At 59.5% G+C, this 25,599-nt stretch carries 19 protein-coding genes; 10 read left to right on the top strand and 9 right to left on the bottom strand.

The features are described from left to right. Positions 1-138 precede the first annotated feature (138 nt). The 5 genes from AEQ67_RS07385 to kdgD form a co-directional block, all read right to left on the bottom strand. A complete protein-coding gene (locus AEQ67_RS07385) occupies positions 139-1,080 on the bottom strand; it encodes an AEC family transporter (protein WP_059403230.1) in 942 nt (313 codons plus the stop codon). Positions 1,081-1,239: 159 nt separating this feature from the next. Then, positions 1,240-2,793, bottom strand: a complete 1,554-nt coding sequence (gene garD, locus AEQ67_RS07380) for a galactarate dehydratase (RefSeq protein ID WP_059403229.1) — start codon at positions 2,791-2,793, stop codon at positions 1,240-1,242. An 11-nt stretch (positions 2,794-2,804) separates the two neighbouring features. Beyond that, positions 2,805-4,172, bottom strand: a complete 1,368-nt coding sequence (locus AEQ67_RS07375) for an MFS transporter (protein WP_059403228.1) — start codon at positions 4,170-4,172, stop codon at positions 2,805-2,807. Between the two features lie 212 nt (positions 4,173-4,384). After that, positions 4,385-5,830 (bottom strand): aldehyde dehydrogenase family protein, encoded by a 1,446-nt coding sequence (locus AEQ67_RS07370; protein ID WP_059403227.1) that lies wholly within the window; start codon positions 5,828-5,830, stop codon positions 4,385-4,387. Positions 5,831-5,890: 60 nt separating this feature from the next. Beyond that, positions 5,891-6,802, bottom strand: coding sequence for a 5-dehydro-4-deoxyglucarate dehydratase (kdgD, locus tag AEQ67_RS07365; RefSeq protein WP_046045831.1), 912 nt, complete (start codon positions 6,800-6,802; stop codon positions 5,891-5,893). A 234-nt stretch (positions 6,803-7,036) separates the two neighbouring features. Here kdgD and AEQ67_RS07360 point away from each other — a divergent pair, with 234 nt between their 5' ends. After that, a complete protein-coding gene (locus tag AEQ67_RS07360; RefSeq protein WP_059403226.1) occupies positions 7,037-8,347 on the top strand; it encodes a hypothetical protein in 1,311 nt (436 codons plus the stop codon). A 14-nt stretch (positions 8,348-8,361) separates the two neighbouring features. Continuing rightward, positions 8,362-8,553: a hypothetical protein gene (locus tag AEQ67_RS07355; RefSeq protein ID WP_059403225.1), complete on the top strand. Its 192-nt coding sequence runs from the start codon at positions 8,362-8,364 to the stop codon at positions 8,551-8,553. A 144-nt stretch (positions 8,554-8,697) separates the two neighbouring features. On the opposite strand, the gene AEQ67_RS07350 is transcribed toward AEQ67_RS07355, so the two are convergent. The 4 genes from AEQ67_RS07350 to AEQ67_RS07335 form a co-directional block, all read right to left on the bottom strand. Further along, a complete protein-coding gene (locus tag AEQ67_RS07350) occupies positions 8,698-9,447 on the bottom strand; it encodes a FadR/GntR family transcriptional regulator (protein ID WP_059403224.1) in 750 nt (249 codons plus the stop codon). Positions 9,448-9,627: 180 nt separating this feature from the next. After that, positions 9,628-11,355 carry an ABC transporter ATP-binding protein/permease gene (locus tag AEQ67_RS07345; protein ID WP_059403223.1) on the bottom strand — a complete coding sequence of 576 codons (1,728 nt, stop codon included), beginning with the start codon at positions 11,353-11,355 and terminating at the stop codon, positions 9,628-9,630. 97 nt (positions 11,356-11,452) lie between these two features. Further along, a complete protein-coding gene (locus tag AEQ67_RS07340; protein WP_008148925.1) occupies positions 11,453-12,019 on the bottom strand; it encodes a response regulator transcription factor in 567 nt (188 codons plus the stop codon). Continuing rightward, on the bottom strand, positions 12,012-13,274 hold the full coding sequence (locus AEQ67_RS07335) for an ATP-binding protein (RefSeq protein ID WP_059403222.1): 1,263 nt from the start codon (positions 13,272-13,274) through the stop codon (positions 12,012-12,014). Before AEQ67_RS07335 ends, AEQ67_RS07340 begins: the two co-directional genes overlap by 8 nt. A 340-nt stretch (positions 13,275-13,614) precedes the next feature. On the opposite strand from AEQ67_RS07335, the gene AEQ67_RS07330 reads away from it, so the two are divergent. The 8 genes from AEQ67_RS07330 (at position 13,615) to AEQ67_RS07295 (ending at position 25,594) form a co-directional block, all read left to right on the top strand. Next, positions 13,615-14,331 carry an SIMPL domain-containing protein gene (locus AEQ67_RS07330; RefSeq protein WP_059403221.1) on the top strand — a complete coding sequence of 239 codons (717 nt, stop codon included), beginning with the start codon at positions 13,615-13,617 and terminating at the stop codon, positions 14,329-14,331. Between the two features lie 580 nt (positions 14,332-14,911). Beyond that, positions 14,912-16,513, top strand: a complete 1,602-nt coding sequence (locus tag AEQ67_RS07325) for an ABC transporter substrate-binding protein (RefSeq protein WP_059403220.1) — start codon at positions 14,912-14,914, stop codon at positions 16,511-16,513. Positions 16,514-16,772: 259 nt separating this feature from the next. Next, a complete protein-coding gene (locus tag AEQ67_RS07320) occupies positions 16,773-18,398 on the top strand; it encodes an ABC transporter substrate-binding protein (protein WP_059403219.1) in 1,626 nt (541 codons plus the stop codon). Positions 18,399-18,704: 306 nt separating this feature from the next. After that, a complete protein-coding gene (locus AEQ67_RS07315; protein WP_059403218.1) occupies positions 18,705-20,306 on the top strand; it encodes an ABC transporter substrate-binding protein in 1,602 nt (533 codons plus the stop codon). A 174-nt stretch (positions 20,307-20,480) separates the two neighbouring features. Next, complete coding sequence (locus AEQ67_RS07310; protein WP_059403217.1) at positions 20,481-21,914, top strand: OprD family porin; 1,434 nt, start codon at positions 20,481-20,483, stop codon at positions 21,912-21,914. Positions 21,915-21,993: 79 nt separating this feature from the next. Continuing rightward, positions 21,994-23,589 carry an ABC transporter substrate-binding protein gene (locus tag AEQ67_RS07305; RefSeq protein ID WP_059403216.1) on the top strand — a complete coding sequence of 532 codons (1,596 nt, stop codon included), beginning with the start codon at positions 21,994-21,996 and terminating at the stop codon, positions 23,587-23,589. A gap of 72 nt (positions 23,590-23,661) precedes the next feature. Continuing rightward, the gene (locus tag AEQ67_RS07300; protein WP_059403215.1) at positions 23,662-24,672 is read left to right on the top strand and encodes an ABC transporter permease subunit; all 1,011 of its coding nucleotides are present in this window, start codon (positions 23,662-23,664) and stop codon (positions 24,670-24,672) included. 10 nt (positions 24,673-24,682) lie between these two features. Continuing rightward, positions 24,683-25,594, top strand: a complete 912-nt coding sequence (locus tag AEQ67_RS07295) for an ABC transporter permease subunit (RefSeq protein WP_059403214.1) — start codon at positions 24,683-24,685, stop codon at positions 25,592-25,594. Positions 25,595-25,599 lie beyond the last annotated feature (5 nt).

Here is a 25,599-nt window from a genome sequence, read left to right as displayed (position 1 = left end):
GACAGTGGGATCGCTATCGCGGGCAAGCCCGCTCCCACAGTTGTCTTTGGTGTACATGCAATCTGTGCAACAAAGCACAACCCTGTGGGAGCGGGCTTGCCCGCGATAAGGCCCTTACGAACACCCTACATCCCGAAGCTAAATCCACCCGCCCCACTGCAACACAAAGATCCCGATATTAGTGGTCACCGCCGCCATCAACGTCGTAATCACAATGATCGCAGCCGCCAGTTCATGATTGCCATTGGCCTGACGGGCCATGACAAAACTGGCCGCCGCCGTCGGGCTGCCGAAGTACAGAAACAGAATCCCCAACTCCGCCCCACGAAAGCCCCACAACCACGCGCCGAGCGTCGCCAGTACCGGCAGGCCGATCATCTTCACCAGACTTGAGCTCAACGCCATGTCGCCGCTTTTGCGCAACGCCGCCAGCGACAGCGTGCCGCCGATACAGATCAGTGCCAGCGGCAAGGTGGTTTGCGCCAGGTACTGGCCGGACGTTTCGAGCCATCCCGGCAAGCTGAGCTTGAAGTAGGCAAACGGCGCCGCTGCAAACACACTGATGATCAGCGGATTGCTGAACACGCTCTTGCAGATGCTCCACGGATCGGACTTGATCACCGGGCTGTACACCGCCAGCACGATGGTCGAGAGCGTGTTGTAAAACAGGATCACCAACGCCGCGAGGATCGCCCCGAGGGAAATCCCGTAGTCGCCGTACATGCTCGCCGCCAGCGCCAGCCCGATTACCCCGTTGTTACCGCGAAACGCGCCCTGGGTGTAAATCCCCCGGTCTTCAAGCGGGCACTTCAAGATCGCCCAGCCCCAGGCGATGGCAAAACACAGCAGCGTCGCAATCGAGAAATAGATCAGCAGCGCCGGCTGCAACGCGGCGTGCAGGTCGGCATGCAGGATGCCCAGAAACAGCAACGCCGGCATGGTGACGTTGAACACCAGCGCCGAGGCGGTGTGGATGAAGTTGTCGTTAATCCACTCGATGCGCTTGAGCAGCACACCCAGAAACAGCATGGCAAACACCGGCGCGGTGATGTTCAGGGTTTCGAGGAAGATAGCCAGCATGCCGGAGGGAACCTTGGGTGAGCGTCGATAGGCGGCTAATGATAAGCCACCCGGGACGTTGGCGTCTGGTAGACCGCTTTCGCTGGCAAGCCAGCTCCTACAAGGATTGCGCTAAACCTGTAGGAGCGAGGCTTGCCCGCGAAGAACGATAACGCGGTCTCAGGTAATCGGCGCCGGGTTGAACAAGGTGATGTCGTTATGCAGCTTGTGCCGCTCGGCCCACGTCTGTTTCTTGCCGCTGGCGACGTCCAGGTAGTAGTGGAACAACTCCCAGCCCAAATCCTCAATCGTCGCCCGCCCGGGGGCCATCCGCCCGGCATCGATATCGATCAGGTCCGGCCAGCGCTGCGCCAGTTCGGTACGGGTCGAGGCCTTCACCACCGGCGCCATCGCCAAACCATACGGCGTGCCGCGCCCGGTGGTGAACACATGCAGGTTCATCCCCGCCGCCAGTTGCAACGTGCCGCAGACAAAATCGCTGGCCGGCGTCGCGCAGAAAATCAGCCCTTTGCGCTTGAAGCGCTCGCCAGGGCCCAGCACCCCGTTGATCGCGCTGCTGCCGGATTTGACGATCGAGCCCAACGACTTCTCGACAATGTTCGACAACCCGCCCTTCTTGTTCCCCGGCGTGGTGTTGGCGCTACGATCCGCTTCGCCCTTGGCCAGGTAACGGTCGTACCAGTCCATTTCGCGCACCAGTTCCTCGGCGACTTCCTTGGTTTCCGCCCGGGACGTCAGCAGGTAAATCGCATCGCGCACTTCGGTGACTTCGGAAAACATCACCGTCGCACCGGCCCGCAGTAACAGGTCCGAAGCAAAACCCAGCGCCGGGTTGGCGGTGATCCCGGAGAACGCATCGCTGCCGCCGCACTGCATGCCGAGGATCAACTCGGACGCCGGCACGGTTTCCCGGCGACGTTGATCGAGCTTCTTCAAACGGGTCTCGGCCAACGCCATGATCTGCTCGATCATCTCGGTGAAACCGTGACTCGAATCCTGCAAGCGGTACAACCACGGCTCGCTCAGATCCACCGAACTGTCGTTTTCATGCATCACCTGCCCGGCCTGCAATTTCTCGCAGCCCAGGCTGATCACTAGCGCTTCGCCGCCGAGGTTCGGGTTGCGTGCCAGGTTGCGCACGGTGCGGATCGGGATGTACGCGTCAGCGGCGGTGATCGCCACGCCACAGCCATAACTGTGGGTCAGCGCCACCACGTCATCGACGTTCGGGTACTGCGGCAGCAGTTCGTCCTTGATGCGCTTGACGGCATGATCCAGCACGCCCGTGACGCATTGAACCGTGGTGGTAATCCCCAGAATATTGCGCGTGCCGACGGTGCCGTCGGCGTTGCGATAACCCTCGAACGTGAAGCCTTCCAGCGGTGCCTGCGCCGCCGGCACTTCGGTGGACAGCGGCAGGCTGTCCAGCGGCGGCGCGGTGGGCATGCGCAGTTGATCTTCCTTGACCCAGCTGCCGCGCGGAATCGGCTGCAACGCGTAGCCAATGGTCTGGCCGTAACGAATCACCTGGCCGCCCTCAGGAATGTCTTCCAGAGTGACCTTGTGGCTCTGTGGCACGAAGTCCACGGTGACCAGGCCGTCCGGAAATTCGGTGCCGGCCGGCACGCCCTGGTCGTTGACCACGATCACCACATTGTCCCGCTCGTGCAGACGGATGTAGCGCGGCGAGTCGGAATGTTCAATCAACTGCATGACGCCGCTCCTCAGGAATGCGCTTCAGATAATTTATTGCTTATTTCAGGACCGCTGACGGGCGGCTCTTTCAACACCACACGTTTGATCGGGCCAACGATCACCAGGTAGCTGAATACCGCGACCAGTGCGTTGCAACCGACGAACACCAGCGCCCATTTGAACGAACCGGTGGAGCTGATGATGTAGCCGATGACGATCGGCGTGGTGATCGAAGCGATGTTGCCGAACATGTTGAACAGGCCGCCACTCAAACCGGCGATCTGTTTTGGCGAGGTGTCGGACACCACAGCCCAGCCCAGTGCGCCCACGCCTTTGCCGAAGAACGCAAGGGCCATGAAGCCGACCACCATCCATTCGATGTCTACGTAATTACAGGCCACGATGCTGCTGGAAACCAGCAAACCGGCAATGATTGGCGCCTTGCGGGCGAAGGTCAGGGAATGGCCCTTGCGCAGCAGGTAATCGGAAATCACCCCGCCGAGCACGCCACCGATGAAGCCGCAGATCGCCGGCAACGAGGCAATGAAACCGGCCTTGAGGATGGTCATGCCGCGTTCTTGCACCAGGTACACCGGGAACCAGGTCAGGAAGAAATAGGTGATGCCGTTGATGCAGTATTGGCCGAGGTACACGCCGAGCATCATGCGGTTGGTCAGCAATTGGCGAATGTAGTCCCACTTCGGGCCGTCGACCTTTTTGCCTTTGCCTTTGTCCTGGTCCATGTCGACCATGCCGCCGTTGTCGGCGATGTGCTGAAACTCGGCCTCGTTGATCATCGGGTGCTGGCGCGGACTGTGGATAACTTTCAGCCAGATGCCCGAGAAGATGATACCGATCACGCCCATGACGATGAACACGTGCTGCCAGCCGAAGCTGTAGACGATCCAGCCCATCAGGGGTGCGAACAACACGGTGGCAAAGTATTGCGCCGAGTTGAAGATCGCCGAGGCCGTGCCGCGTTCAGCGGTCGGGAACCAGGCCGCGACAATGCGCGCGTTGCCAGGGAAGGACGGCGCTTCGGCCAGGCCCACCAGGAAGCGCAGCATGAACAGCGCAACGACCGCCGTGGACATGCCGAATTCGCCGACGTAACCCTGCAGCACGGTGAACAGCGACCAGGTGAAGATGCTCAGTGCGTAGACTTTTTTCGAGCCAAAACGGTCCAGCAGCCAGCCACCGGGAATTTGCCCGGCCACGTAGGCCCAACCGAATGCAGAGAAGATATAACCGAGGGTGACCGCGTCGATGCCGAGGTCTTTTTGCAGGCTGGAGCCCGCGATGGCGATAGTGGCCCGGTCGGCGTAGTTGATCGTGGTCACCAGAAACAGCATGAGCAAAATCAAATAGCGGACGTGGGTCGGCTTGGTCGCTTGCATGTAGATGTACTCCCACTGATTATTTTTATGCGGGGTGAAACAGGTTTGCTCCCTGTGTAGGAGCTGTCGAGAGAAACGAGGCTGCGATCTTTTGATCTTTAACCCCTTTAAGGGCGCCAAAAATCAAGATCAAAAGATCGCAGCCTCGTTTCTCTCGACAGCTCCTACAGAGGGCACGGTGCTCGGTCGGACCCGGCACCGCGGTGTTGCTGTTACGAACCGATGTAGCTGGTTTTTACGACGGTGTAGAACTCTTGCGCGTAGCGACCTTGCTCGCGGGAGCCATAGGATGAACCTTTACGCCCACCGAATGGCACGTGGTAATCCACGCCGGCGGTCGGCAGGTTGACCATCACCATCCCGGCCTGGGAGTGGCGCTTGAAGTGGTTGGCGTACTTCAGCGAGGTGGTGGCAATGCCCGCCGACAAACCGAATTCGGTGTCGTTGGCCATGGCCAGCGCCGCCTCGTAATCCGCGACGCGAACCACGTTGGCCACCGGGCCGAAGATCTCTTCACGGCTGATGCGCATCGCCGCTTCGCTGTCGGCAAACAGGGTGGGCGCGAGGAAGTAGCCTTCGGTATCGCACGTCACCAAGCCGCCGCCGCTGACCAGACGTGCACCTTCGGACTGGCCGATGTCGATGTACTTCAAATCCTGTTCAAGCTGTGCTTGCGAGACGACCGGACCGATGTCGGTGCCGGCTTTCAACGCATGGCCGACTTTGATCGACTTCATGCGCTCGGCCACGGCCTCAACGAACTGGTCGTGAATCCCGGCGGTGACGATGAAGCGGCTGGAAGCGGTGCAACGCTGGCCGGTGGAGTAGAACGCGCTCTGCACCGACAGCTCGACCGCTTGTTTGAGGTCGGCATCGTCGAGAATGATCTGCGGGTTCTTGCCACCCATTTCCAACTGAACCTTGGCCTGGCGCGACACGCAGCTGACGGCGATCTGACGACCGACACCGACAGAACCGGTGAAGCTGATGCCGTCGACTTTCGGGCTCTGCACCAGCGCATCGCCAACCACTCGACCGCTGCCCATCACCAGGTTGAACACGCCAGCCGGGAAGCCTGCGCGGGAGATGATTTCGGCCAGCGCCCAGGCGCAACCCGGCACCAGATCAGCCGGTTTCAGCACGACGCAGTTGCCGTAGGCCAGGGCCGGGGCGATTTTCCAGGCAGGGATCGCGATCGGGAAGTTCCACGGCGTGATCAAGCCGACCACACCCAGCGCTTCGCGAGTGACTTCGACGTTCACACCCGGACGTACCGACGGCAAGTAGTCGCCGGACAAACGCAGGCACTCACCGGCGAAGAACTTGAAGATATTGCCGGCGCGGGTCACTTCGCCGATGGCTTCGGGCAGGGTCTTGCCCTCTTCCCGGGCCAGCAGGGTGCCGAGTTCTTCGCGACGGGCGAGGATTTCCGTACCGACTTTATCCAGTGAATCGTGACGAGCCTGGATGCCCGAGGTCGACCACGCCGGGAACGCGGCGCGTGCGGCGTCGATGGCGGCGTGAACCTGGGCCAGATCAGCCTTGGCGTATTCACCGATGGTGTCGCTCAACTCCGAAGGGTTGATGTTGGTGGAGTAGTCGGCGCCGGCAACCCATTGGCCACCGATGTAGTTGTCAAAACGCTTTGCTTCTGCCACGAGATTTCTCCTCACGCAAAAGGCCGCTGATTGCTCAGCGGCCTTGTTTAATCGGGTGTGTTATTGCGCACCTTGCTTGTCGATCAGCGCGGCGAGCATTTCGTACTCTTCGCCCGTCAGATCGGTCAGCGGTGCACGCACAGGACCTGCGTCATAGCCGACAATTTTTGCCCCGGCCTTGACGATGCTCACCGCGTAACCGGCTTTGCGGTTACGGATGTCCAGGTACGGCAGGAAGAAGTCGTCGATGATCTTGCCGACGGTGGCGTGATCTTCGCGGGCGATGGCGTGGTAGAAATCCATCGCGGTTTTCGGAATGAAGTTGAACACCGCCGAGGAGTAAACCGGCACGCCCAACGCCTTATAAGCAGCGGCGTACACTTCGGCGGTTGGCAAACCGCCCAGGTAGCTGAAGCGATCACCGAGGCGGCGACGGATCGACACCATCAACTCGATATCGCCCAGGCCATCCTTGTAGCCGATCAGGTTCGGGCAGCGCTCGGCCAGACGTTCCAGCAGCGGTGCGGTCAGGCGGCAGACGTTACGGTTGTAAACCACCACGCCGATTTTTACCGACTTGCACACGGCTTCAACGTGGGCGGCAACGCCGTCCTGGCTGGCTTCGGTCAGGTAGTGCGGCAGCAGCAACAGGCCTTTGGCGCCCAGGCGCTCGGCTTCCTGTGCATATTCGATGGCTTGACGAGTCGAACCGCCAACACCGGCCAGGATCGGCACGCTGGTTTCGCAGGTGTCGACGGCGGTCTTGATGATTTCCGAATATTCGCTGGCCGCCAGAGAGAAGAACTCACCGGTGCCGCCCGCGGCGAACAATGCCGAGGCGCCGTATGGGGCCAGCCATTCGAGACGTTTGATGTAGCCGGCGCGATGGAAATCGCCCTGAGCATTGAAGTCGGTGACCGGGAAGGACAGCAGACCGGAAGAGAGGATGGACTTCAGTTCTTGTGGATTCATTATTCGAACACCCTGAGTAGCGACGTTATGTGAGAAAACCGTTCAGCCTGCGCCGAAGTTGTAGGTCATCGTACAACTTAAATAATAACCGTCAACTGCATTTCATCGCCGATCTGAAGATTTCATGTCGGAAAGGTATTTTCTTGACGTAGGAAAAATCTCCTCTATGCTCGGAATGACTGTATATGCATACAGTTAATTGATTCATACCGACGACATATCAAGGAGCTAGAAATGTCAGGTCTACACACACAACCGCAGGAAAACCCGAAACCGGTCATTGCCGAACTGGATGAGCTTTTTACCGAGCAAGGCATCGGTATTTCCGCGGACAACCATCATCTGGTGCTGCTGATCTCTGATCCGCACAACCACGCGCCCAATAAATCCGCATCACTCTCCACCGCTCACGGCAAAGCCTTGAAAGGCAGGCCACAGCTGAGGTTCGAGGGTGGCGAACACACCGCTATCGGTGACAACACCCTGCTGCGTTTCGTCAAGGATGCGCCGGCCATGGCGGCTTCGCAGGTAGAGCTGCACCTGCCGAATGGGCTGGCGCTGACCTATGGCCAAATCGTTGCGCTGGGCGGTGATTTCTATGGAATCCCCGATCAACCGGTCAGCGAAGGCGCGACAGCTACCGACCGAATCCAGCGGTTTACCAACGCCTTCAACTCCCTGGCGGTGCTGCCGGCCGCCAATGCCGAGGCCAGGTTGATTCTCGGCGTGATGCAAAAGGAAATCGCCGCGGTGAAGCAAGCGATCAACGACGGCAAACAAGCACACGAAGCCTATGACGCGCTGGGTGATACGTTGTCGGAAGAGTGGAACACGATCACCGGCGGCGGCAGTTTCGTCTCGGCGCTGTTCCCGTTGGGGCGTTACCTGAAGCTGGCCGCCAACAATGCCGACCACTTTGGCGAGTGGGCGCTGCTGGCGTACATCACCGGGCACACGGCCGCGTTGCAACAAGCAGTCGCGGCGCGCAACAGTGGCGATGAGCGGCAGTTGGAACTGGCCTATGCCATGAACGCGTTTGCCGATCATTACCTGACCGACCTGTTTTCCGCCGGCCACCTGCGAGTGCCGCGCAAACAGTTGGCGGCGGTGGTCACGCCCAGCGACCTGGGGTCGTTGATTACCCGTTTCATGCACGACGAAGACAGCAAGTTCGGCCTTAATGCGCGCAATGGCAACGGCGACCAGTGGCGCGTGTATGGCGACAAGCGCTACTTCGATGCCATCGACGACGCCAACCGTGTCCAGGTCAATCAAGCGGTGCAGGTGTCGGCGGATGAGATCTTCGCCGCGTACCTCAGCGGTATCGCGCCCCCTAGCTTCGCCGCGCTGCAAAAGCTGCCGGATCTGCAAGCCGCGCTGAACCCTGCGGGCAATTTCTCGCCGCTGTTCAAGGTCGAGGGCAGCAAGGTGCTGCGGCGCAAGGACGTTAACAACCTGAACGACACCGCCACCGTCGACGACTGGTGGGGCTGGAGCACGTATCTGCTGCTCAAGGACTATCAACCGACCGGCAACGTTGCCTGATAAGGAGATCGAAGATGACTATCACATTGAAACTGGAATTGGCCTCGGGGCAATCGATGAAGGGTGCGCCGCTGGAATTGTTGGCCAAGGGCGTGCCGATTGCTCGGGCGGTGGTGGATGCTCAGGGGCTGGCGGCTTTTGATGCCAAACCCGGGGCTGGTGAATTGGCGGTGCGGGTGGATCGTTCGATTCTGAAGATCGCCTGAAAGATTAATTGAAGGCTGCTGGCCCCATCGCGGGCAAGCCCGGCTCCCACAGTGTTTTATGTGTGTTCGCACTATTGTGATCGACACACAACACTGTGGGAGCCGGGCTTGCCCGCGATGGCGTCCTTTCTGGCAACGAAAATCTCAGCCCCGTTGCGCCTCTGCCTCTTCATGCGCATGCCGCAGCCGTTCGCGACTGTTGGTCAGGTGCAAGCGCATCGCCGCGCGCGCCGCATCGGAATCCTGGCGGGCAATCGCGTCGTAAATCTCTTCGTGTTCGCGACTCAAACGACTCATGTAGTGCTGCTGATCGTCATGGGCCAGCCGCGCCGAATTCAGCCGCGTGCGCGGAATGATGCTGGTGCCCAGGTGGGTCATGATGTCGGTGAAGTAGCGGTTGCCGGTCGACAGGGCAATTTGCAGGTGAAACTGGAAGTCCGAAGCCACCGCATCACTGGCATGCGATGCACTTTCATTCAACGCATCCAGCGCGGCGCGCATCAACGCCAGCTGCTCAGGGCTGCGGCGTTGCGCGGCGAGGCCGGCGGATTCCACTTCGAGGCTGATGCGCAGTTCCAGAATCGCCAACACATCACGCAAGGTCACCACGGTAGCCGGGTCGATCCGAAAACCGCTCGGGCTCGGGGTGTCGAGCACGAAGGTGCCGATACCGTGGCGGGGTTCCACCTGCCCCGCCGCCCGCAAACGGGGAATCGCGTCGCGCACCACGGTGCGGCTGACGCCATGGGCATCCATGATCGCCGACTCGGTGGGCAATTTGTCGCCACGTTTGAGGTGACCGTCGCGGATCTGCTCGGACAGCACGGTCACCAGTTCCTGAGCGAGGCTGCGGCGCTTGCGAGGGAGGCGAGGTGCGTCGATCGGGTTTTCCATGGTGAACGTTCTTTCTCGAAAAATTCGGCTGAAACCGCATCATAGCGCAAGCGGGTTGTACGATCACCCACCGCCCTTGTAGGAGCGAGGCTTGCCCGCGAAGAACGATCACGCGGTCCTTAGTGGAACCCGTGTGATGGCCTTCGCGGGCAAGCCTCGCTCCTACAGGAGGTGTGGTGTTCAGGCGGTTACGGTTTGATCCACCAGATGGCCGTTGTCGATACGAATGTGCCGTGGATGGAAACGCTTCAGGCTGCTGCGATGGCCGACGCTGACAATGCTCAGCCCCGGGATCTCATCGATCAACGCCTGATACAGCGACGCTTCATCCTCTTCATCCATCGCCGAGGTCGCCTCGTCCATGTACAGCCATTGCGGCGCATACAGCAGCGCACGAGCGAAGGCCAGCCGTTGTTGTTCACCCGGCGACAGCATGCGCTGCCAGTGATTCGCTTCATCCAGACGCGCCACCAAATGCGGCAAGCGACAGGCTTCCAGCACGTGCACATAACGCTCGTTCGGGTAGGTTTCGCCGGGCTGTGGATAACTCAGCGCCTCACGCAACGTACCAATCGGCAGATACGGCTTTTGCGGCAGGAACAGATACCGCGCCGCTGGCAAACGAATGCTGCCGTGGCCCGTCGGCCACAAATGCCCCATCGCTCGTAGCAAGGTTGACTTGCCGCTGCCGGAACGACCACTGAGCATGACGCGCTCGCCCTCCTCCACGGTCATGTCGGCGTTGGTCAGCAGGTGACGACCGTCAGCCAGGTCGAGCCCGAGGTTGTGCACCTTCAGCGCGTCCCCTTGGTTCTGCACATCGATCGCTGGCGCCCGCTCTTCGTTGTCGCGCATGGCCTGATGGAAACTCAACAGACGATCACAGGTGGCACGCCACGCGGCGAGGTTCTGATACGCGCTGATAAACCAGCTGAAACTCTCTTGCACGTTGCCGAACGCCGAACTGATTTGCATCAGCTCACCCAGTTCGATCTTGCCCGCGAAATAACGCGGTGCGGCGACCATGAACGGAAAGATGATGGCGGCCTGGCTATAACCGGCGGTAAAGAAAGTCAGGCGCTTGGACACTTTCATGATGTCCCAGAAATTGTGCCAGACCAGGCCGAAACGGCTGCTCAAGCGCCGGTTTTCATTCGGCTCGCCGTTGTACAACGCAATGCTTTCGGCGTTTTCGCGAACACGAACCATGGAGAAACGCAGGTCGGCTTCGAAGCGTTGTTGTTGGTTGTTGAGGCCGATCAGGCGACGACCGATCAAATGGGTCAGCCAGCTACCGATCACGGCGTAGACCAGCACACACCAGAACATATAGCCGGGAATGGTGAAACCGAGCACTTCGATACTGCCCGACACGCCCCACAGAATGATTGAGAACGACACCAGGCTGACAATGTTGCGCAGCAAACCAATGCCCAGCTCCAGCGTGTTGGAGGTGAAGTTGTTGAGGTCTTCGGAAATCCGCTGGTCCGGGTTATCGGTGTAACCGCCCTGCTCCAGCTGGTAGTAATTCTTGTTGCCGAGCCAACGGGCGAAATGCTTTTCGGTCAGCCAGGCCCGCCAGCGGATGGTCAGCATTTGGGTCAGATAGAGCCGGTACACCGCACCGACAATCGCCACTGCCGCAATCGCGCAGAAATACAGAATCAACTGCCAAAACGCAGCTTCATCCTTCTTTTGCAAAGCGTTGTAAAAATCTTTGTACCAGGTGTTGAACCACACCGAGATGCCTACGCTGACCAGCGACAGCACAATCACGGCGATCAGCAGCGTCCAGGCCTTGACCTTCTCTTCGCTGCGCCAGTACGGCGTGGTCATCGCCCAGACTTTGCGAAAAAACTGCCCGCGCACAGCATCGTTGACCGCGGAATATTCAGCGTTCTGATTCATGGATAAGGCTCGATAAAGAAAAGAACACACACGAACCGATCATAGATGATCGGTTCGGTTTGTCGCGAGGAACGGCCGGCATTCGTTCAGCGCAGGTTCAGCGACGAACGGGACGCTTCTGCAACTTGCGCTGCAGCGTGCGGCGGTGCATGCCCAAGGCGCGGGCAGTGGCGGAGATGTTGCCTTCGTGCTCAGTGAGCACGCGCTGGATGTGTTCCCACTGCAGGCGGTCTACCGACATCGGGTTCTCCGGCACCAGGGTGTCGAGGTCGGCGTGTTCGGAAAGCAGCGCCGCCAGCACGTCGTCGGCGTCGGCCGGTTTGCACAGGTAATTGCAGGCGCCGCGCTTGATCGCCTCGACGGCGGTGGCGATGCTCGAGTAACCGGTGAGGATCACCACGCGCATTTCCGGGTCCAGCTCCAGCAGCTTGGGCAACAACACCAGGCCGGAATCGCCGTCCATTTTCAGGTCCAGCGCGGCGTAATCCGGCAGGTCGGCCTGGGCGATGGTCAGGCCTTCTTCGGCGGAACCGGCGGTGCTGACGCGAAAACCGCGACGGGCCATGGCGCGGGCCATGACGCGGGTGAACGTTGCGTCGTCGTCTACCAGCAGCAAATGCGGCAGTTCTTCGCCTTCACCTTCGACTTGAATCTCGTCACTCATGTTCGTCTCCTCGGGCGACACGGGGCAGGCGCAGCTCGGTGAGCGTGCCACCTTCCTCATGACTGTAGAGTTTCACTGAGCCGCCGGCGCGTGTCACGCTGGCCTTGCTCAAAAACAGGCCCAGGCCGAAACCTTTGCCCTTGGTGGTAAAAAACGGCTTGCCGATCTGCTCGGCGATGGCCAACGGCACACCGGCGCCGTGGTCGCGAATGCTGATCGTCAGGTCCTCGGCATTCCAGTCCAGCGTCCCCTGCAACCCTTCGGGGCACGCATCGGCGGCGTTGTTGAGCAAATTCAGCAGCGCCTGGGTCAGGTCCGGCGGCGGCGCCATGCGCGGCACGGTGCCTTGGCCGAGGCGCTGGAAGCGGTAACTGGCTTCCGGACGCATCAGGTGCCAGCGGTTCAGCGCTTCGTCGAGCCAGTCGGTGACGTCCTGCATCTCCACCGCCAAACGGCGATTGGCTTCCGCTGCGCGAACTAACTGCTGCAAGGTCTCTTTGCACAACTTGACCTGATCCTGCAGCACGCTCAGGTCGTCCTGCAACAGCGGGTCATGATGGTCCTGACGCATTTCCTTGAGCAACACGCTCATGGTCGCCAGCGGCGTGCCCAGTTCATGGGCGGCGCCGGCCGCCTGGGTCGCGACGGCCAACAGTTGCTGATCGCGCAGGCCTTCTTCTCGACGAATGGCTCGCAATTCTTCCTGACGGCGCAGTTCTTCAGCCATGCGCGCAGCGAAGAAGGTGATCACCGCCGCGGCCAGGGCGAAACTCAGCCACATCCCGTAGACCTGCAGGTTTTCCCGAGCGATCGGGAAGGTTTGCAGCGGATAGAAGCGCGCCAGCAGCAGGGTGTACATCGTCAGCGCGATACCGGACAGAATCACAGAATAACGCCACGGCAAGGTCACGGCGGCGATGGGCAGCGGCACCAGGAAATAAGAGACGAAGGGGTTGGTCGAACCGCCGGAGAAATACAGCAAGGCACTGTGGATAAACAGGTCGCAGGCCAGTTGCACGGCGTATTCGAGTTCGGTGACGGGCCACGAGGTGCGCAGGCGGATCGCCGTGAACGCGCACAGCAGCAGCGAGCAACCGAGGGTCGCGGCCAGTTGAAACCAGGGCAGCGGCAGCAAGTCGAGCCAGTAGGCCAGGCCTACGGAACCGGCCTGGGCGGCCAGCACCAAGGTGCGGATGAACGTCAGCCGCCAGAGGTTCTGGCGGGTGGCGGAAGTGATTTGAACGGCGGCGAGCATGAGCTCTCCTGATGAGCGCTCCAGGCGGATCGCCGGGAGTATAACCAAGCGCAGGGGCTGGCAGGCAAAAGTGCGGCAAACGGCCACAGGGCGGAGAGGTTTGCTGCGTCTGCAAAAATGCCTTCGCGGGCAAGCCTCGCTCCTACAGGATCGCGTCGGCTAAATATTGTGGGAACGACACGGACTTGTAGGAGCGAGGCTTGCCCGCGAATGGTCGCGAAGCGGCCACCTACGATCTGTATAGAAGTTGTAACTGGGCGAACCGGATCATTAAAGCTAGAGTCTGATGGTTTCACGCAGGCTCGGACTTTAGCCCCTGCGCATCGCCCAAGGAGTTTTCATGCACACGTTCCGCCGCAGCGCCGCCCTTCTTGCCCTCAGCGTTGGCACCGTCGCCAGCCTCCCGGCCCTGGCCGTCGACGAGCTTCATTACAACCAGATTTCCCTGCGCGCCGAAGTCAGTCAGGAAGTGGCCCGCGACCTGATGATCGTGACCCTCTACACCGAAGAACAGAACACCGACCCGGCCAAACTCGCCGCCGACGTCAGCACCACCATGAACAAGGCACTGGCCCAGGCCAAGCAAGTCAAGGACATCACCCTGCGCCAGGGCAGCCGCAACAGCTACCCGATCTACGACACCAAAGGCCAGAAAATCACCGGCTGGCGCGAACGCGCCGAACTGCGCCTGGAAAGCTCGGACTTCGCAGCATTGTCGAAACTCACCGGCGAACTGCTCACCGACCTGAAAATGGGCGGCATGGACTTCGCCATCGCCACACCCACCCGCAAGGCCAGCGAAGACGCGCTGCTCAAAGACGCCGTTACCGCCTTCAAGGCCCGCGCCCAATTGGCCACCGACGCCCTCGGTGGCAAAGGCTACAAAATCGTCAACCTGAACCTGAACAGCAACGGTTATCCACAGCCGTACATGCGCGGGCCAATGATGATGAAGGCTGCGAGCATGGATTCCGCCCCGGTGACACCGGAAGTCGAAGCGGGCACCAGCCAGGTCAGCATGACGGCGGATGGGTCGATCGAAGTGTTGATGCCTTGATGTCGGGGTGGGTCAGTCGGGTTGTGTGCTGACTGGCCTACCGCCATCGCGAGCAGCCTCGCTCCCACAGTTGAACCGGGTGCATCTGCGAGGGATTGGTCGGCTATAAGGCCGCCTTCGCGGGCAAGCCTCGCTCCTACAGAAAATCAGATGCAGAGCGGCGTACGCTTTTGCTTTCCCCCACTCAAGGTCGAGCGTTAGCTCGCCTGTCGCTTTTGATTTTGACGCACAGCCCCATCGAGAGGCCGAGCGCAGGTTCTGCGCAGTGGGCCCACGGAGCAGGACCGGAGCGAGGGCATGCCGAGCCTAGGCGAGGCACCGAACGAAAGGGGCAAAAGCCCTTGGTTACTTGGGGCTCTTCCAAGTGACCCGCCGTAAGGGCGGAACCAATAGCGTCCGTTACCAAATAACGGATATGTACACCTGAAAGAGCATGGTCGGCTATCAGGCCGTCAAGATCAAAATGCACATCGGCGTATACCCGAACCAAGGGGTCGCCCTCACAAATGGATATTTGGGCACACCCCACCAACAACGCTACGCTCAGGAAAATCCCGCAGCCCAACCCCCCGGGGATTCCATGGAAAGAACCACCGTCAAACCGCTTCTGCTTGCTCTCGCCTTAGCCACCACAGCCCCCATCGCCCAAGCGGCCACGACATTGGTCTACTGCTCCGAAGCCAGCCCCGCCGGCTTCGACCCCACCCAAACCCCCAGCGGCACCGACTTCGACGCCCCCGCCGAACCCGTCTTCAACCGCCTCACCCAATTCAAGCGCGGCGGCACCGAAGTCGAGCCCGGTTTGGCGACGAGTTGGGACGTGAGCCAGGACGGCCTCAGCTACACCTTCCACCTGCGCGACGGCGTGAAATTCCACACCACCGACTACTTCACCCCGACCCGCGACTTCAACGCCGACGACGTACTGTTCACCTTCCAACGCCTGCTCGACCCCGAGAATACCTTCCGCAAAGCCTACCCTGCCGAGTCGCCGTACTTCACCGACATGGGCCTGAACACCACCATCAAAAGCGTCGACAAAATCGACCCACACACCGTGCGTTTCAGCCTGAACAACGTCGACGCCGCGTTCGTGCAAAACCTCGCCATGAGCTTCGCCTCGGTGCAGTCCGCCGAATACGCTGCCCAACTGCTAAAGGAAGGCAAAGCCGCCGACCTCAACCAGAAACCCGTCGGCACCGGCCCGTTCGTATTCAAGCGCTACCAGAAAGACTCGCAAATCCGCTATGCCGCCAACAAGGCCTACTGGAAACCCGAGGACGTGAAGCTCGACAACCTGATCTTCTCGATCACCCCGGACGCCGCCGTTCGTTTGCAAAAACTCAAGGCCGGCGAATGCCAGGTCAGCGGCTACCCGCGCCCTGCGGATATCGAGATCATGGAGAAAGACCCGAACCTGACCGTGCTCAAGCAAGCCGGCTTCAACCTCGGTTTCCTGGCCTACAACGTGACCCATCCGCCGCTGGACCAACTCAAAGTCCGCCAGGCCCTGGACATGGCCATCGACAAACCCGCCATCATCAAAGCCGTCTACCAGAGTGCCGGCCAACTCGCGCAAAACGCCTTGCCACCGGCGCAATGGTCTTATGACCCAAGCATCAAGGACGCGCCCCACGACCCGACGAAAGCCAAGGCGCTACTGAAAGAAGCAGGGGTTGCACCCGGTACTACCATCAATTTATGGGCCATGACCGTGCAGCGTGCCTCGAACCCCAACGCGCGGATGTCGGCGCAGATGATCCAGCAGGATTGGGCCAAGGTCGGGATCAACGCCAACATCGTCAGCTACGAGTGGGGCGAGTACATCAAACGCGCCAAGAACGGCGAACACGACGCGATGATTTACGGCTGGACCGGCGACAACGGTGACCCGGACAACTGGCTGGGCGTGCTCTACAGCTGCGCCGCGGTGAAAGGTAGCAACTACGCCAAATGGTGCGACCCGGCGTACGACAAACTCGTGCAGGAAGCCAAGGTGTCCACTGACAGACAGCAGCGCGTCAAACTGTATCAACAGGCACAGCAAATCCTTAAACAACAAGTACCTATCACACCGATTGCGAACTCGACGGTGTTCCAGCCTTTGCGCAAAGAGGTCACTGATTTCAAGATCAGCCCGTTCGGCCTCACACCCTTCTATGGGGTGAGTATAAATAAGTAACACCCCGCCCCAACCGGGTGCGCACGCCGCCCCGGTTGCCCCTTGCGGGTGCGCAGTTTGCACCGAAAAAACCGTGCGCAAACGGTCAAATGCGCTCCAATTTATACATATGCGACATTAAGGTACGTTCGTGCCACTGTTTAAGGCTTGTGGTCGCTCTGCATCTTGCATTGGGTACGGCCCCTGCATAAGTATCCGCAGGCACGACTCACGAGGTCGTCCTCTAATTCCAAAAATGACAACAAATCATGAGGCCACCATGCTTAAACACGCGGTCATTCCGTTTTTAGTCGGCGCAGGCTTGTTAGCTAGCGCACCTTTCGCCCAAGCGGCGACTAACCTGGTGTTTTGCTCCGAAGGGAGCCCGGCCGGTTTTGATCCTGGTCAGTACACCACCGGAACCGACTTCGACGCCTCTGCAGAAACCATGTTCAACCGCCTGACTCAGTTCGAGCGCGGCGGCACCGCCGTTATTCCTGGTCTGGCGACCAAGTGGGACATCTCCGATGATGGCCTGACTTACACCTTCCACCTGCGTGAAGGCGTCAAGTTCCACACCACCCCGTATTTCAAACCGACTCGTGAGTTCAACGCCGACGACGTGCTGTTCACCTTTAATCGCATGATTAACAAGGATGATCCGTTCCGTAAGGCGTACCCGACCGAATTCCCGTACTTCACCGACATGGGGATGGACACCAACATCACCAAGATCGATAAAGTCGACGACCACACCGTCAAGTTCACCCTGAAAGAAGTTGATGCCGCGTTCATCCAGAACATGGCCATGAGTTTCGCTTCGGTGCAATCCGCTGAGTACGCTGCCCAGCTGCTCAAGGAAGGCAAGGCCGCCGACATCAACCAGAAGCCGGTCGGCACGGGTCCGTTCGTGTTCAAGAGCTACCAGAAAGATTCCAACATCCGCTACACCGGGAACAAGGACTACTGGAAGCCTGACGACGTCAAGATCGACAACCTGATCTTCGCCATCACCACCGACCCGTCGGTACGTATCCAGAAGCTGAAGAAGAACGAGTGCCAGATCACTCTGTTCCCACGCCCGGCCGACCTGAAGGCGCTTCAGGAAGACAAGACTCTGAAAGTACCTAACCAGGCTGGTTTCAACCTGGGTTACATCGCCTACAACGTGATGGACAAGATCAAGGGCAGCGATCAGCCGAACCCGATGGCCCAGTTGAAAGTGCGTCAGGCACTGGACATGGCCGTCAACAAGCAGCAGATCATCGACTCGGTTTACCAGGGTGCAGGTCAACTGGCCGTCAACGCCATGCCACCGACCCAGTGGTCTTACGACACCACCATCAAGGATGCGCCGTACAACCCTGAGAAAGCCAAGGAGCTGCTCAAGGAAGCCGGCATCAAGGAAGGCACCGAGATCAACCTGTGGGCGATGCCGGTACAGCGTCCGTACAACCCGAACGCCAAGCTGATGGCTGAAATGCTGCAGTCCGACTGGGCCAAGATCGGTATCAAGGCCAAGATCGTGACCTACGAGTGGGGCGAGTACATCAAGCGCTCCAAAGGCGGTGAAAACGGCGCGATGCTGATTGGCTGGAGCGGCGACAACGGTGACCCGGACAACTGGCTGAACGTGCTGTTCGGCTGCGACTCGCTGCAAGGCAACAACTTCTCCAAGTGGTGCGACAAAAAGTTCGATGGCATCGTCAAGGAAGCCAAGCGCACAACCGACCAGGCCAAGCGCACCGAACTGTACAAACAGGCGCAACACGTCCTCAAAGACGCCGTTCCAATGACACCTATCGCTCACTCGACGGTGTTCCAACCCATGCGCGACAACGTGCAGGACTTCAAGATCAGCCCATTCGGCTTGAACTCCTTCTACGGCGTCAGCGTCAGCAAATAAGGTTTTGCAACGGCGACGTTTTTGACGTCGCCGTTGCTTTATCTACCGAGAAAGCAGGAATCCGCCTACGTCCAAAGCCACTGCGTACCACAGCAGCGCGTTAGGACGCATTGCCTTTTCCTACGAGTCTTTCAGGCTTTTCGCATTTACTGCCAGACCCACGGTTCATACCGTCGGGATCTGACCAGTTCATGCGTGGGCCATCGGTTTGCTGCATGTCATGGTTTGAGATCAGTGCAGCCCCCCTCGTCCCCGGACGGGACGGCGGCGCATTGAATAACACTAAGAAAGAGTAAAGGGAGCGTCATGCGCCATACCTTGGTTTTATCCGCATTGCTGGGCACCGGCCTGTTGGCCGCCACTTCAATCAGCCAGGCCGCCAACAACAGCCTGGTATTCTGCTCCGAAGGCAGCCCTGCTGGCTTCGATACCGCGCAGTACACGACCGCGACCGATAACGACGCCGCCGAGCCGCTGTACAACCGACTGGCAGAGTTTGAAAAAGGCGCCACCAACGTCGTACCAGGCCTGGCCACTCGCTGGGATATTTCCGAGGACGGTCTCAAGTACACCTTTCACCTGCGCGAAGGGGTGAAATTCCACACGACCAAATACTTCACGCCGACCCGCGATTTCAACGCCGATGACGTGCTGTTCACGTTTAATCGCATGCTGGATCCACAGCAACCTTTCCGTAAGGCTTATCCGACCGAGTTCCCGTATTTCAACGGGATGAGCCTGAACAAGAACATCGCCAAGGTCGAGAAGACCGGGCCGCTGACCGTGGTCATGACGCTCAACAACGTCGACGCCGCGTTCATCCAGAATATCGCCATGAGCTTTGCCGCCATCCTGTCCGCCGAATACGCCGACAAACTGCTGGCCGAAGGCAAACCGAGCGACATCAACCAGAAGCCGATCGGCACTGGCCCGTTTGCCTTCAAGAGCTACCAGAAAGATTCCAACATCCGTTACACCGGCAACCCGCAATACTGGGACCAGAGCCGGGTCAAACTCGAGAACCTGATTTTCGCCATCAACACCGACGCGTCGGTGCGGGTGCAGAAGCTCAAGGCCAACGAGTGCCAGATCACCCTGAGCCCGCGCCCTGCCGACGTGGCCGCGCTGAAAAGCGACCCGAACCTGAAGCTCATCGAGAAGCCCGGTTTCAACCTCGGCTACATCGCCTATAACGTTCGGCACAAGCCCTTCGACCAGCTCGAAGTGCGCCAGGCGCTGGACATGGCGGTGAACAAGCAAAGCATTCTCAACGCCGTTTACCAAGGCGCGGGGCAACTGGCGGTCAACGCCATGCCGCCGACCCAATGGTCCTACGACGAGACCATTAAAGACGCCGCCTACAACCCGGAAAAAGCCAAGGAGCTGCTCAAGGCTGCGGGCGTGAAGGAAGGCACCGAAATCACCCTCTGGGCCATGCCGGTCCAGCGCCCGTACAACCCCAACGCCAAGTTGATGGCCGAGATGCTCCAGGCTGACTGGGCCAAGATCGGTCTCAAGGTCAAGATCGTCAGCTACGAATGGGGCGAGTACATCAAGCGCACCAAGAATGGCGAGCACGACATCAGCCTGATCGGCTGGACCGGTGACAATGGGGACCCGGACAACTGGCTCGGCACGCTGTACAGCTGCGACGCCATTGGTGGCAACAACTACTCCATGTGGTGTGATCCGGCGTACGACAAATTGATCAAGCAGGCCAAGGTCGTCACCGACCGTGACCAGCGCACCGTGCTCTACAAACAGGCGCAGCAGTACCTCAAGCAGCAGGTGCCGATCACGCCAATCGCCCACTCGACGGTCAACCAGCCGTTGAGCGCCAAAATCGAAGGATTCAAGGTGAGTCCTTTCGGTCGTAACGTCTTCTCGGGTGTCAGCATAGAAAAATAACCGATTAGCCCAGAACCGCTGGGGGCGCTTTGCGCCCTCACGCAAGCGTATTGCCGTAAATCGCCAAACCGGTCTACAGCAAACGTTTGCGATGCCTTGTATGAGTTCTAAACCAAATAGCCGGATCACCAAAAAAGACCGGCATTAAAAAAAAGAAAGTAAGGAGCTTCACCCATGAAACTGAGCAGCACCGCGTTATTGGCCTTGGCCATCAGCAGCGTAACCGCCTCGGCGTACGCAGAAACCCAGAGCCAGGAATTCACCCCGGTTACGGTCAACACCAAAAGCGCTCAAGCCGATGCAACCGGCTTTATCGAAGGCAGCACAGTGACCGGCAGCACCCGTAACTGGTATGCCAACGAACAACTGAAACGTGGTGGCAAGTTCGCCTATAAAAAAGATGGCGTTTCGACTCCGACTGATCGTCGTATCAACTGGGTCCAGGGCACCATCGTCAAGTACAACTCGGGCTTCACCGAAGGCACCGTGGGTTTCAGCACTGAAGTGGCGGCCTACAACGCCATCGCGCTGGAACGTGACCGCGAGAACCTGGCGTCCAACAACGGCGGCGCACCGGGCACTCGTCCAGGCGCAGGCAACAACCGTACCCTGACCAAAGAAGGCGGCGACGCTCAAGGTCAGTGGAGCAAAATCGGCCTGGCCAACATCAAGGCCCGTGTCTCCAACACCACCCTGACCGCCGGCCGCATGAACTTCAGCAGTCCGCAGGTCGATGTGATCGGCAACCGTCCATTGCCTTCGAGCTTCGAAGGCGTGGCGATCCACAGCGAAGAGCTGAACAACCTGTCCTTCGACGCAGGAACCTTTGACCGCGTTTCGCCGCGTACCGAAGAAAGCCTGAGCAAGTTCCGCTCCGAATACGGCAATTCGGATGCTGAAACCGATCACGTCAACACGGCCGGTATTACCTACACCCCGTTCGCCAGCCTGACCACCAGCCTGTGGGGCACCCAGGCTGAAGACCTGTGGAACCAGTACTACTTCGGCGCCACTCACGTGCTGGGTGACAGTTCGGTTCTGAGCCTGACCACCGGCCTGAACTACTACAAAACTGTCGATTCAGGTTCGGCCAAACTGGGCGAAATCGATAACGACACTTACTCCCTGTCGTTCGGCCTGACCCACCAGGCCCACAGCCTGACCTTCTCGTATCAGGAAGTGAACGGTAACGAATACTTCGACTACCTGCACGAAACCAACGGCATCTACCTGGCCAACTCCCTGCTGTCGGACTTCAACGGCCCGAACGAGAAGTCCTTCCAGATTGCCTACGGTCTGAACATGGCCGAATACGGCGTGCCAGGCCTGAAGTTCAACATCTACCAGGCTCGCGGCTGGGGCATCGACGGTACTCACTACACCGGCAACGAAGGTGTAGCAGGCAAGGGTTACGACGGTATCCAGTCCCAGGACGGCGAACACCACTATGAATACGGCATCGGTGCTTCGTACGCCGTACAGAGTGGCCCGCTCAAAGCCACCGCGATCCGGGCGACCTACACCGCTCACCGCGCCAGCGAAAACCAGGCGGATGGCAGCATCAACGAGTTCCGTCTCGTGACCACCATCCCGTTCAACATCCTGTAATGCACCTGCCGAACGGCTGATTCAGTAATGAATCGGCCGTTCGGCTTTTGTCCTTTCAACCGATTGCAGAGGGTTCTTGATGAAAATGCTTCCCCTACGTGCGGCCATCGCGGCCGCGTTGCTGAGTGTCGCTGTTGGCGTCTCGGCCAAACCCCTGGTGGTTTGCACCGAAGCCAGTCCGGAAGGCTTCGACATGGTCCAGTACACGACTGCAGTCACCGCCGATGCAGTGGCCGAAACCATCTTCAATCGCCTGGCGGATTTCAAGCCCGGCACCACTGAAGTGATTCCGGCACTGGCCGACTCCTGGGACATCAGCGAAGACGGTTTGACCTACACGTTCCACCTGCGTAAAGGCGTCAAGTTCCACACCACCGAATACTTCAAGCCGACCCGCGACATGAATGCCGACGACGTGGTCTGGAGCTTCCAGCGTCAGCTGGACCCAAACCATCCATGGCACAAGCTGTCGAGCGTGGGCTTCCCGTACTTTGAAAGCATGGGCTTCAAAGAACTGCTCAAAAGTGTCGAGAAGATCGACGACAACACGGTCACGTTTACCCTGACCCGTCGTGAAGCGCCGTTCCTGGCCGACATCGCCATGGCCTTCTCCTCGATCTACTCCGCCGAATACGCCGACCAGTTGCTCAAGGCCAACAAGACCGGCGACTTGAACAACAAACCGGTGGGCACCGGCCCGTTCGTCTTCCAGCGCTACAACAAGGACGCCCAGGTTCGCTTCAAGGCCAACCCGGACTACTTCCGTGGCAAGCCACCGGCTGACGCGCTGATCCTGGCCATCGCCACCGACAACAACGTGCGCCTGCAAAAGCTCAAGGCCAACGAGTGCCAGATCGCGCTGTATCCGAAACCGGATGACATCCCGAGCATCAAGAAAGACACCAACCTGAAAGTCGACGAACTGAACGCGATGACCGTTTCGTACGTCGCCATGAACACCACTCACAAGTACATGAGTGATGTGCGGGTGCGCAAAGCCATCGACATCGCCTTCGACAAGGAAGCCTACGTCAATGCACTGTTTGGCAAAGGCAATGCAACGGCAGCGGTCAACCCGTACCCGGACACCCTGCTGGGTTACAACCACACCCTGAAGAACCCGGCCCACGACCTGGACAAGGCGCGCGCCCTGCTCAAGGAAGCCGGCGTACCGGAAGGCACCACGTTCACCCTGTTCACCCGTAACGGTGGCGGCCCGACCAACCCTAACCCTATGCTCGGCGCGCAGATGATGCAGTCGGACCTGGCACGGGTCGGGATCAAGGTCGATATTCGCGTCATGGAATGGGGCGAAATGCTCAAACGCGCGAAAAATGGCGAGCACGACATGGTTTCCGCCGGATGGGCGGGCGATAACGGCGACCCGGATAACTTCCTGACGCCTATGCTCAGTTGCGAGGCCGCCAAAAACGGCGAAAACTACGCGCGCTGGTGCAATGAGAAGTTCCAGGCGCTGATCGATGAAGCCCGGGCTAAAGTTAACCCGGCGGAACGCGCAGCGCTCTATGAGCAAGCCCAGGAGGTTTTCAACCAGGACCAGCCATGGATCAGCATGGCGCACACCCGTATGTTCACTGCAATGCGCAACAACGTAGAGGGCTATCACATTAGCCCGCTCACCACTAATAACTTCGCCACCACCCAGGTGAAGTAGATAAGAAACTACCGGCATTCCTGACCCAGGAATGCCGGGCACGCCTAACCGGCTGATGAGGTACACCACAAGATGTTTAGTTTTATTGCCCGCCGACTGGGGTTATTGATTCCCACGTTCTTCGGCATCACCTTGCTGACTTTCGCGTTGATTCGCATGATTCCTGGCGACCCCGTGGAAGTGATGATGGGCGAACGTCGTGTCGACCCCGAAATGCATGCTCAGGCAATGGAACGCCTTGGCCTTAACAAACCGTTGTATGCCCAATACCTGGACTACATCGGCAAGTTGGCCCACGGCGACCTCGGTGAATCCCTGCGTACCCGTGAAAGTGTGTGGAGCGAATTCACGTCTCTATTCCCCGCGACCCTGGAACTGTCCATGGCCGCCCTGTTGTTCGCCGGCATCCTGGGCCTCCTGGCCGGGGTGATCGCGGCACTCAAGCGAGGATCCCTGTTCGACCATGGGGTGATGGGCATCTCCCTGGCGGGATATTCGATGCCGATCTTCTGGTGGGGCCTGATCCTGATCATGTTCTTCTCGGTGTCCCTGGGCTGGACCCCGGTCTCCGGGCGGATCGACCTGCTCTATGACATCGAGCCGCGCACCGGCTTCATGCTCATCGATACGCTGCTGGCCGATGACGTCGGTGCGTTCTTCGACGCCCTGCATCACCTGATCCTTCCGGCCATTGTGCTGGGCACCATTCCGCTGGCGGTGATTGCGCGGATGACCCGCTCTTCGATGCTCGAAGTGCTGCGTGAAGACTACATCCGTACCGCCCGCGCCAAAGGCCTGTCGCCGTCGCGCGTGGTGTTCGTCCACGGCCTGCGCAACGCGCTGATTCCGGTACTGACCGTGGTCGGCCTGCAAGTCGGTACATTGCTCGCCGGTGCAGTCCTGACCGAAACCATCTTCTCTTGGCCGGGCATCGGCAAATGGCTGATCGAAGCCATTGGCGCACGGGATTATCCCGTGGTGCAAAACGGCATCCTGTTAATCGCCTGCCTGGTGATTGTGGTCAATTTCGTGGTGGACATCCTCTACGGCTTTGCCAACCCACGCATCCGTCACCAGCGCTGAGATCATGACCATGACCACTCCAATTCCATCGGTAGCAGTCGATCAAAGCCTGCTATATCCGTCCCCTTACAAAGAATTCTGGCAAGCGTTCTCCAAGAACAAAGGTGCCGTCGCCGGCCTGATGTTCATGCTGCTGGTGATTTTCTGCGCGATCTTCGCCCCGTGGGTTGCGCCGCATAACCCGAGCGAGCAATTCCGCGACTTCCTGTTGACCCCGCCGGCCTGGCTGGAAGGCGGGCAGATTCAATTCCTGCTCGGCACCGATGAACTGGGTCGCGACCTGCTGTCGCGCCTGATCACTGGCTCGCGGCTGTCCTTGATGATCGGCTTGTCGTCGGTGGTGATGTCGCTGATTCCAGGGATCCTGCTGGGTCTGTTAGCCGGGTTCTTCCCACGCGTGCTCGGCCCGACCATCATGCGTCTGATGGACATCATGCTGGCCCTGCCGTCCCTGCTGCTGGCCGTGGCGATTGTCGCCATCCTCGGCCCTGGCCTGATCAACACCGTGATTGCGATCGCCGTGGTGTCCCTGCCGTCCTATGTCCGTCTGACCCGCGCCGCGGTGATGGGCGAACTGAACCGCGACTACGTGACTGCCGCGCGCCTGGCCGGTGCCACTCTGCCACGCCTGATGTTCGTCACCGTGCTGCCTAACTGCATGGCGCCGCTGATCGTTCAGGCGACCTTGAGCTTCTCCTCGGCGATTCTCGATGCCGCCGCACTGGGCTTCCTCGGCCTTGGCGTACAACCGCCAACCCCTGAGTGGGGCACCATGCTGGCTTCGGCTCGCGACTACATCGAACGCGCCTGGTGGGTCGTCAGCCTGCCTGGTTTGACCATTTTGCTCAGCGTGCTGGCAATCAACTTGATGGGCGACGGCCTGCGCGATGCGCTGGACCCGAAACTCAAGAACGCCGCCTGAGGAGA

It is taken from the genome of Pseudomonas sp. RIT-PI-q, assembly GCF_001297125.1.
In the GTDB taxonomy this organism is placed as follows: Bacteria; Pseudomonadota; Gammaproteobacteria; order Pseudomonadales; family Pseudomonadaceae; genus Aquipseudomonas.
This window is presented reverse-complemented; position numbering and strand designations above follow the sequence as displayed.

What these genes read in the sequence shown, in the direction of transcription:
- AEQ67_RS07385 (WP_059403230.1), bottom strand. Translation starts at nt 1,080, where the DNA reads ATGCTGGCTATCTTCCTCGAAACCCTGAACATCACCGCGCCGGTGTTT.
- garD (WP_059403229.1), bottom strand. Translation starts at nt 2,793, where the DNA reads ATGCAGTTGATTGAACATTCCGACTCGCCGCGCTACATCCGTCTGCAC.
- AEQ67_RS07375 (WP_059403228.1), bottom strand. Translation starts at nt 4,172, where the DNA reads ATGCAAGCGACCAAGCCGACCCACGTCCGCTATTTGATTTTGCTCATG.
- kdgD (WP_046045831.1), bottom strand. Translation starts at nt 6,802, where the DNA reads ATGAATCCACAAGAACTGAAGTCCATCCTCTCTTCCGGTCTGCTGTCC.
- AEQ67_RS07360 (WP_059403226.1), top strand. Translation starts at nt 7,037, where the DNA reads ATGTCAGGTCTACACACACAACCGCAGGAAAACCCGAAACCGGTCATT.
- AEQ67_RS07355 (WP_059403225.1), top strand. Translation starts at nt 8,362, where the DNA reads ATGACTATCACATTGAAACTGGAATTGGCCTCGGGGCAATCGATGAAG.
- AEQ67_RS07350 (WP_059403224.1), bottom strand. Translation starts at nt 9,447, where the DNA reads ATGGAAAACCCGATCGACGCACCTCGCCTCCCTCGCAAGCGCCGCAGC.
- AEQ67_RS07345 (WP_059403223.1), bottom strand. Translation starts at nt 11,355, where the DNA reads ATGAATCAGAACGCTGAATATTCCGCGGTCAACGATGCTGTGCGCGGG.
- AEQ67_RS07340 (WP_008148925.1), bottom strand. Translation starts at nt 12,019, where the DNA reads ATGAGTGACGAGATTCAAGTCGAAGGTGAAGGCGAAGAACTGCCGCAT.
- AEQ67_RS07335 (WP_059403222.1), bottom strand. Translation starts at nt 13,274, where the DNA reads ATGCTCGCCGCCGTTCAAATCACTTCCGCCACCCGCCAGAACCTCTGG.
- AEQ67_RS07330 (WP_059403221.1), top strand. Translation starts at nt 13,615, where the DNA reads ATGCACACGTTCCGCCGCAGCGCCGCCCTTCTTGCCCTCAGCGTTGGC.
- AEQ67_RS07325 (WP_059403220.1), top strand. Translation starts at nt 14,912, where the DNA reads ATGGAAAGAACCACCGTCAAACCGCTTCTGCTTGCTCTCGCCTTAGCC.
- AEQ67_RS07320 (WP_059403219.1), top strand. Translation starts at nt 16,773, where the DNA reads ATGCTTAAACACGCGGTCATTCCGTTTTTAGTCGGCGCAGGCTTGTTA.
- AEQ67_RS07315 (WP_059403218.1), top strand. Translation starts at nt 18,705, where the DNA reads ATGCGCCATACCTTGGTTTTATCCGCATTGCTGGGCACCGGCCTGTTG.
- AEQ67_RS07310 (WP_059403217.1), top strand. Translation starts at nt 20,481, where the DNA reads ATGAAACTGAGCAGCACCGCGTTATTGGCCTTGGCCATCAGCAGCGTA.
- AEQ67_RS07305 (WP_059403216.1), top strand. Translation starts at nt 21,994, where the DNA reads ATGAAAATGCTTCCCCTACGTGCGGCCATCGCGGCCGCGTTGCTGAGT.
- AEQ67_RS07300 (WP_059403215.1), top strand. Translation starts at nt 23,662, where the DNA reads ATGTTTAGTTTTATTGCCCGCCGACTGGGGTTATTGATTCCCACGTTC.
- AEQ67_RS07295 (WP_059403214.1), top strand. Translation starts at nt 24,683, where the DNA reads ATGACCACTCCAATTCCATCGGTAGCAGTCGATCAAAGCCTGCTATAT.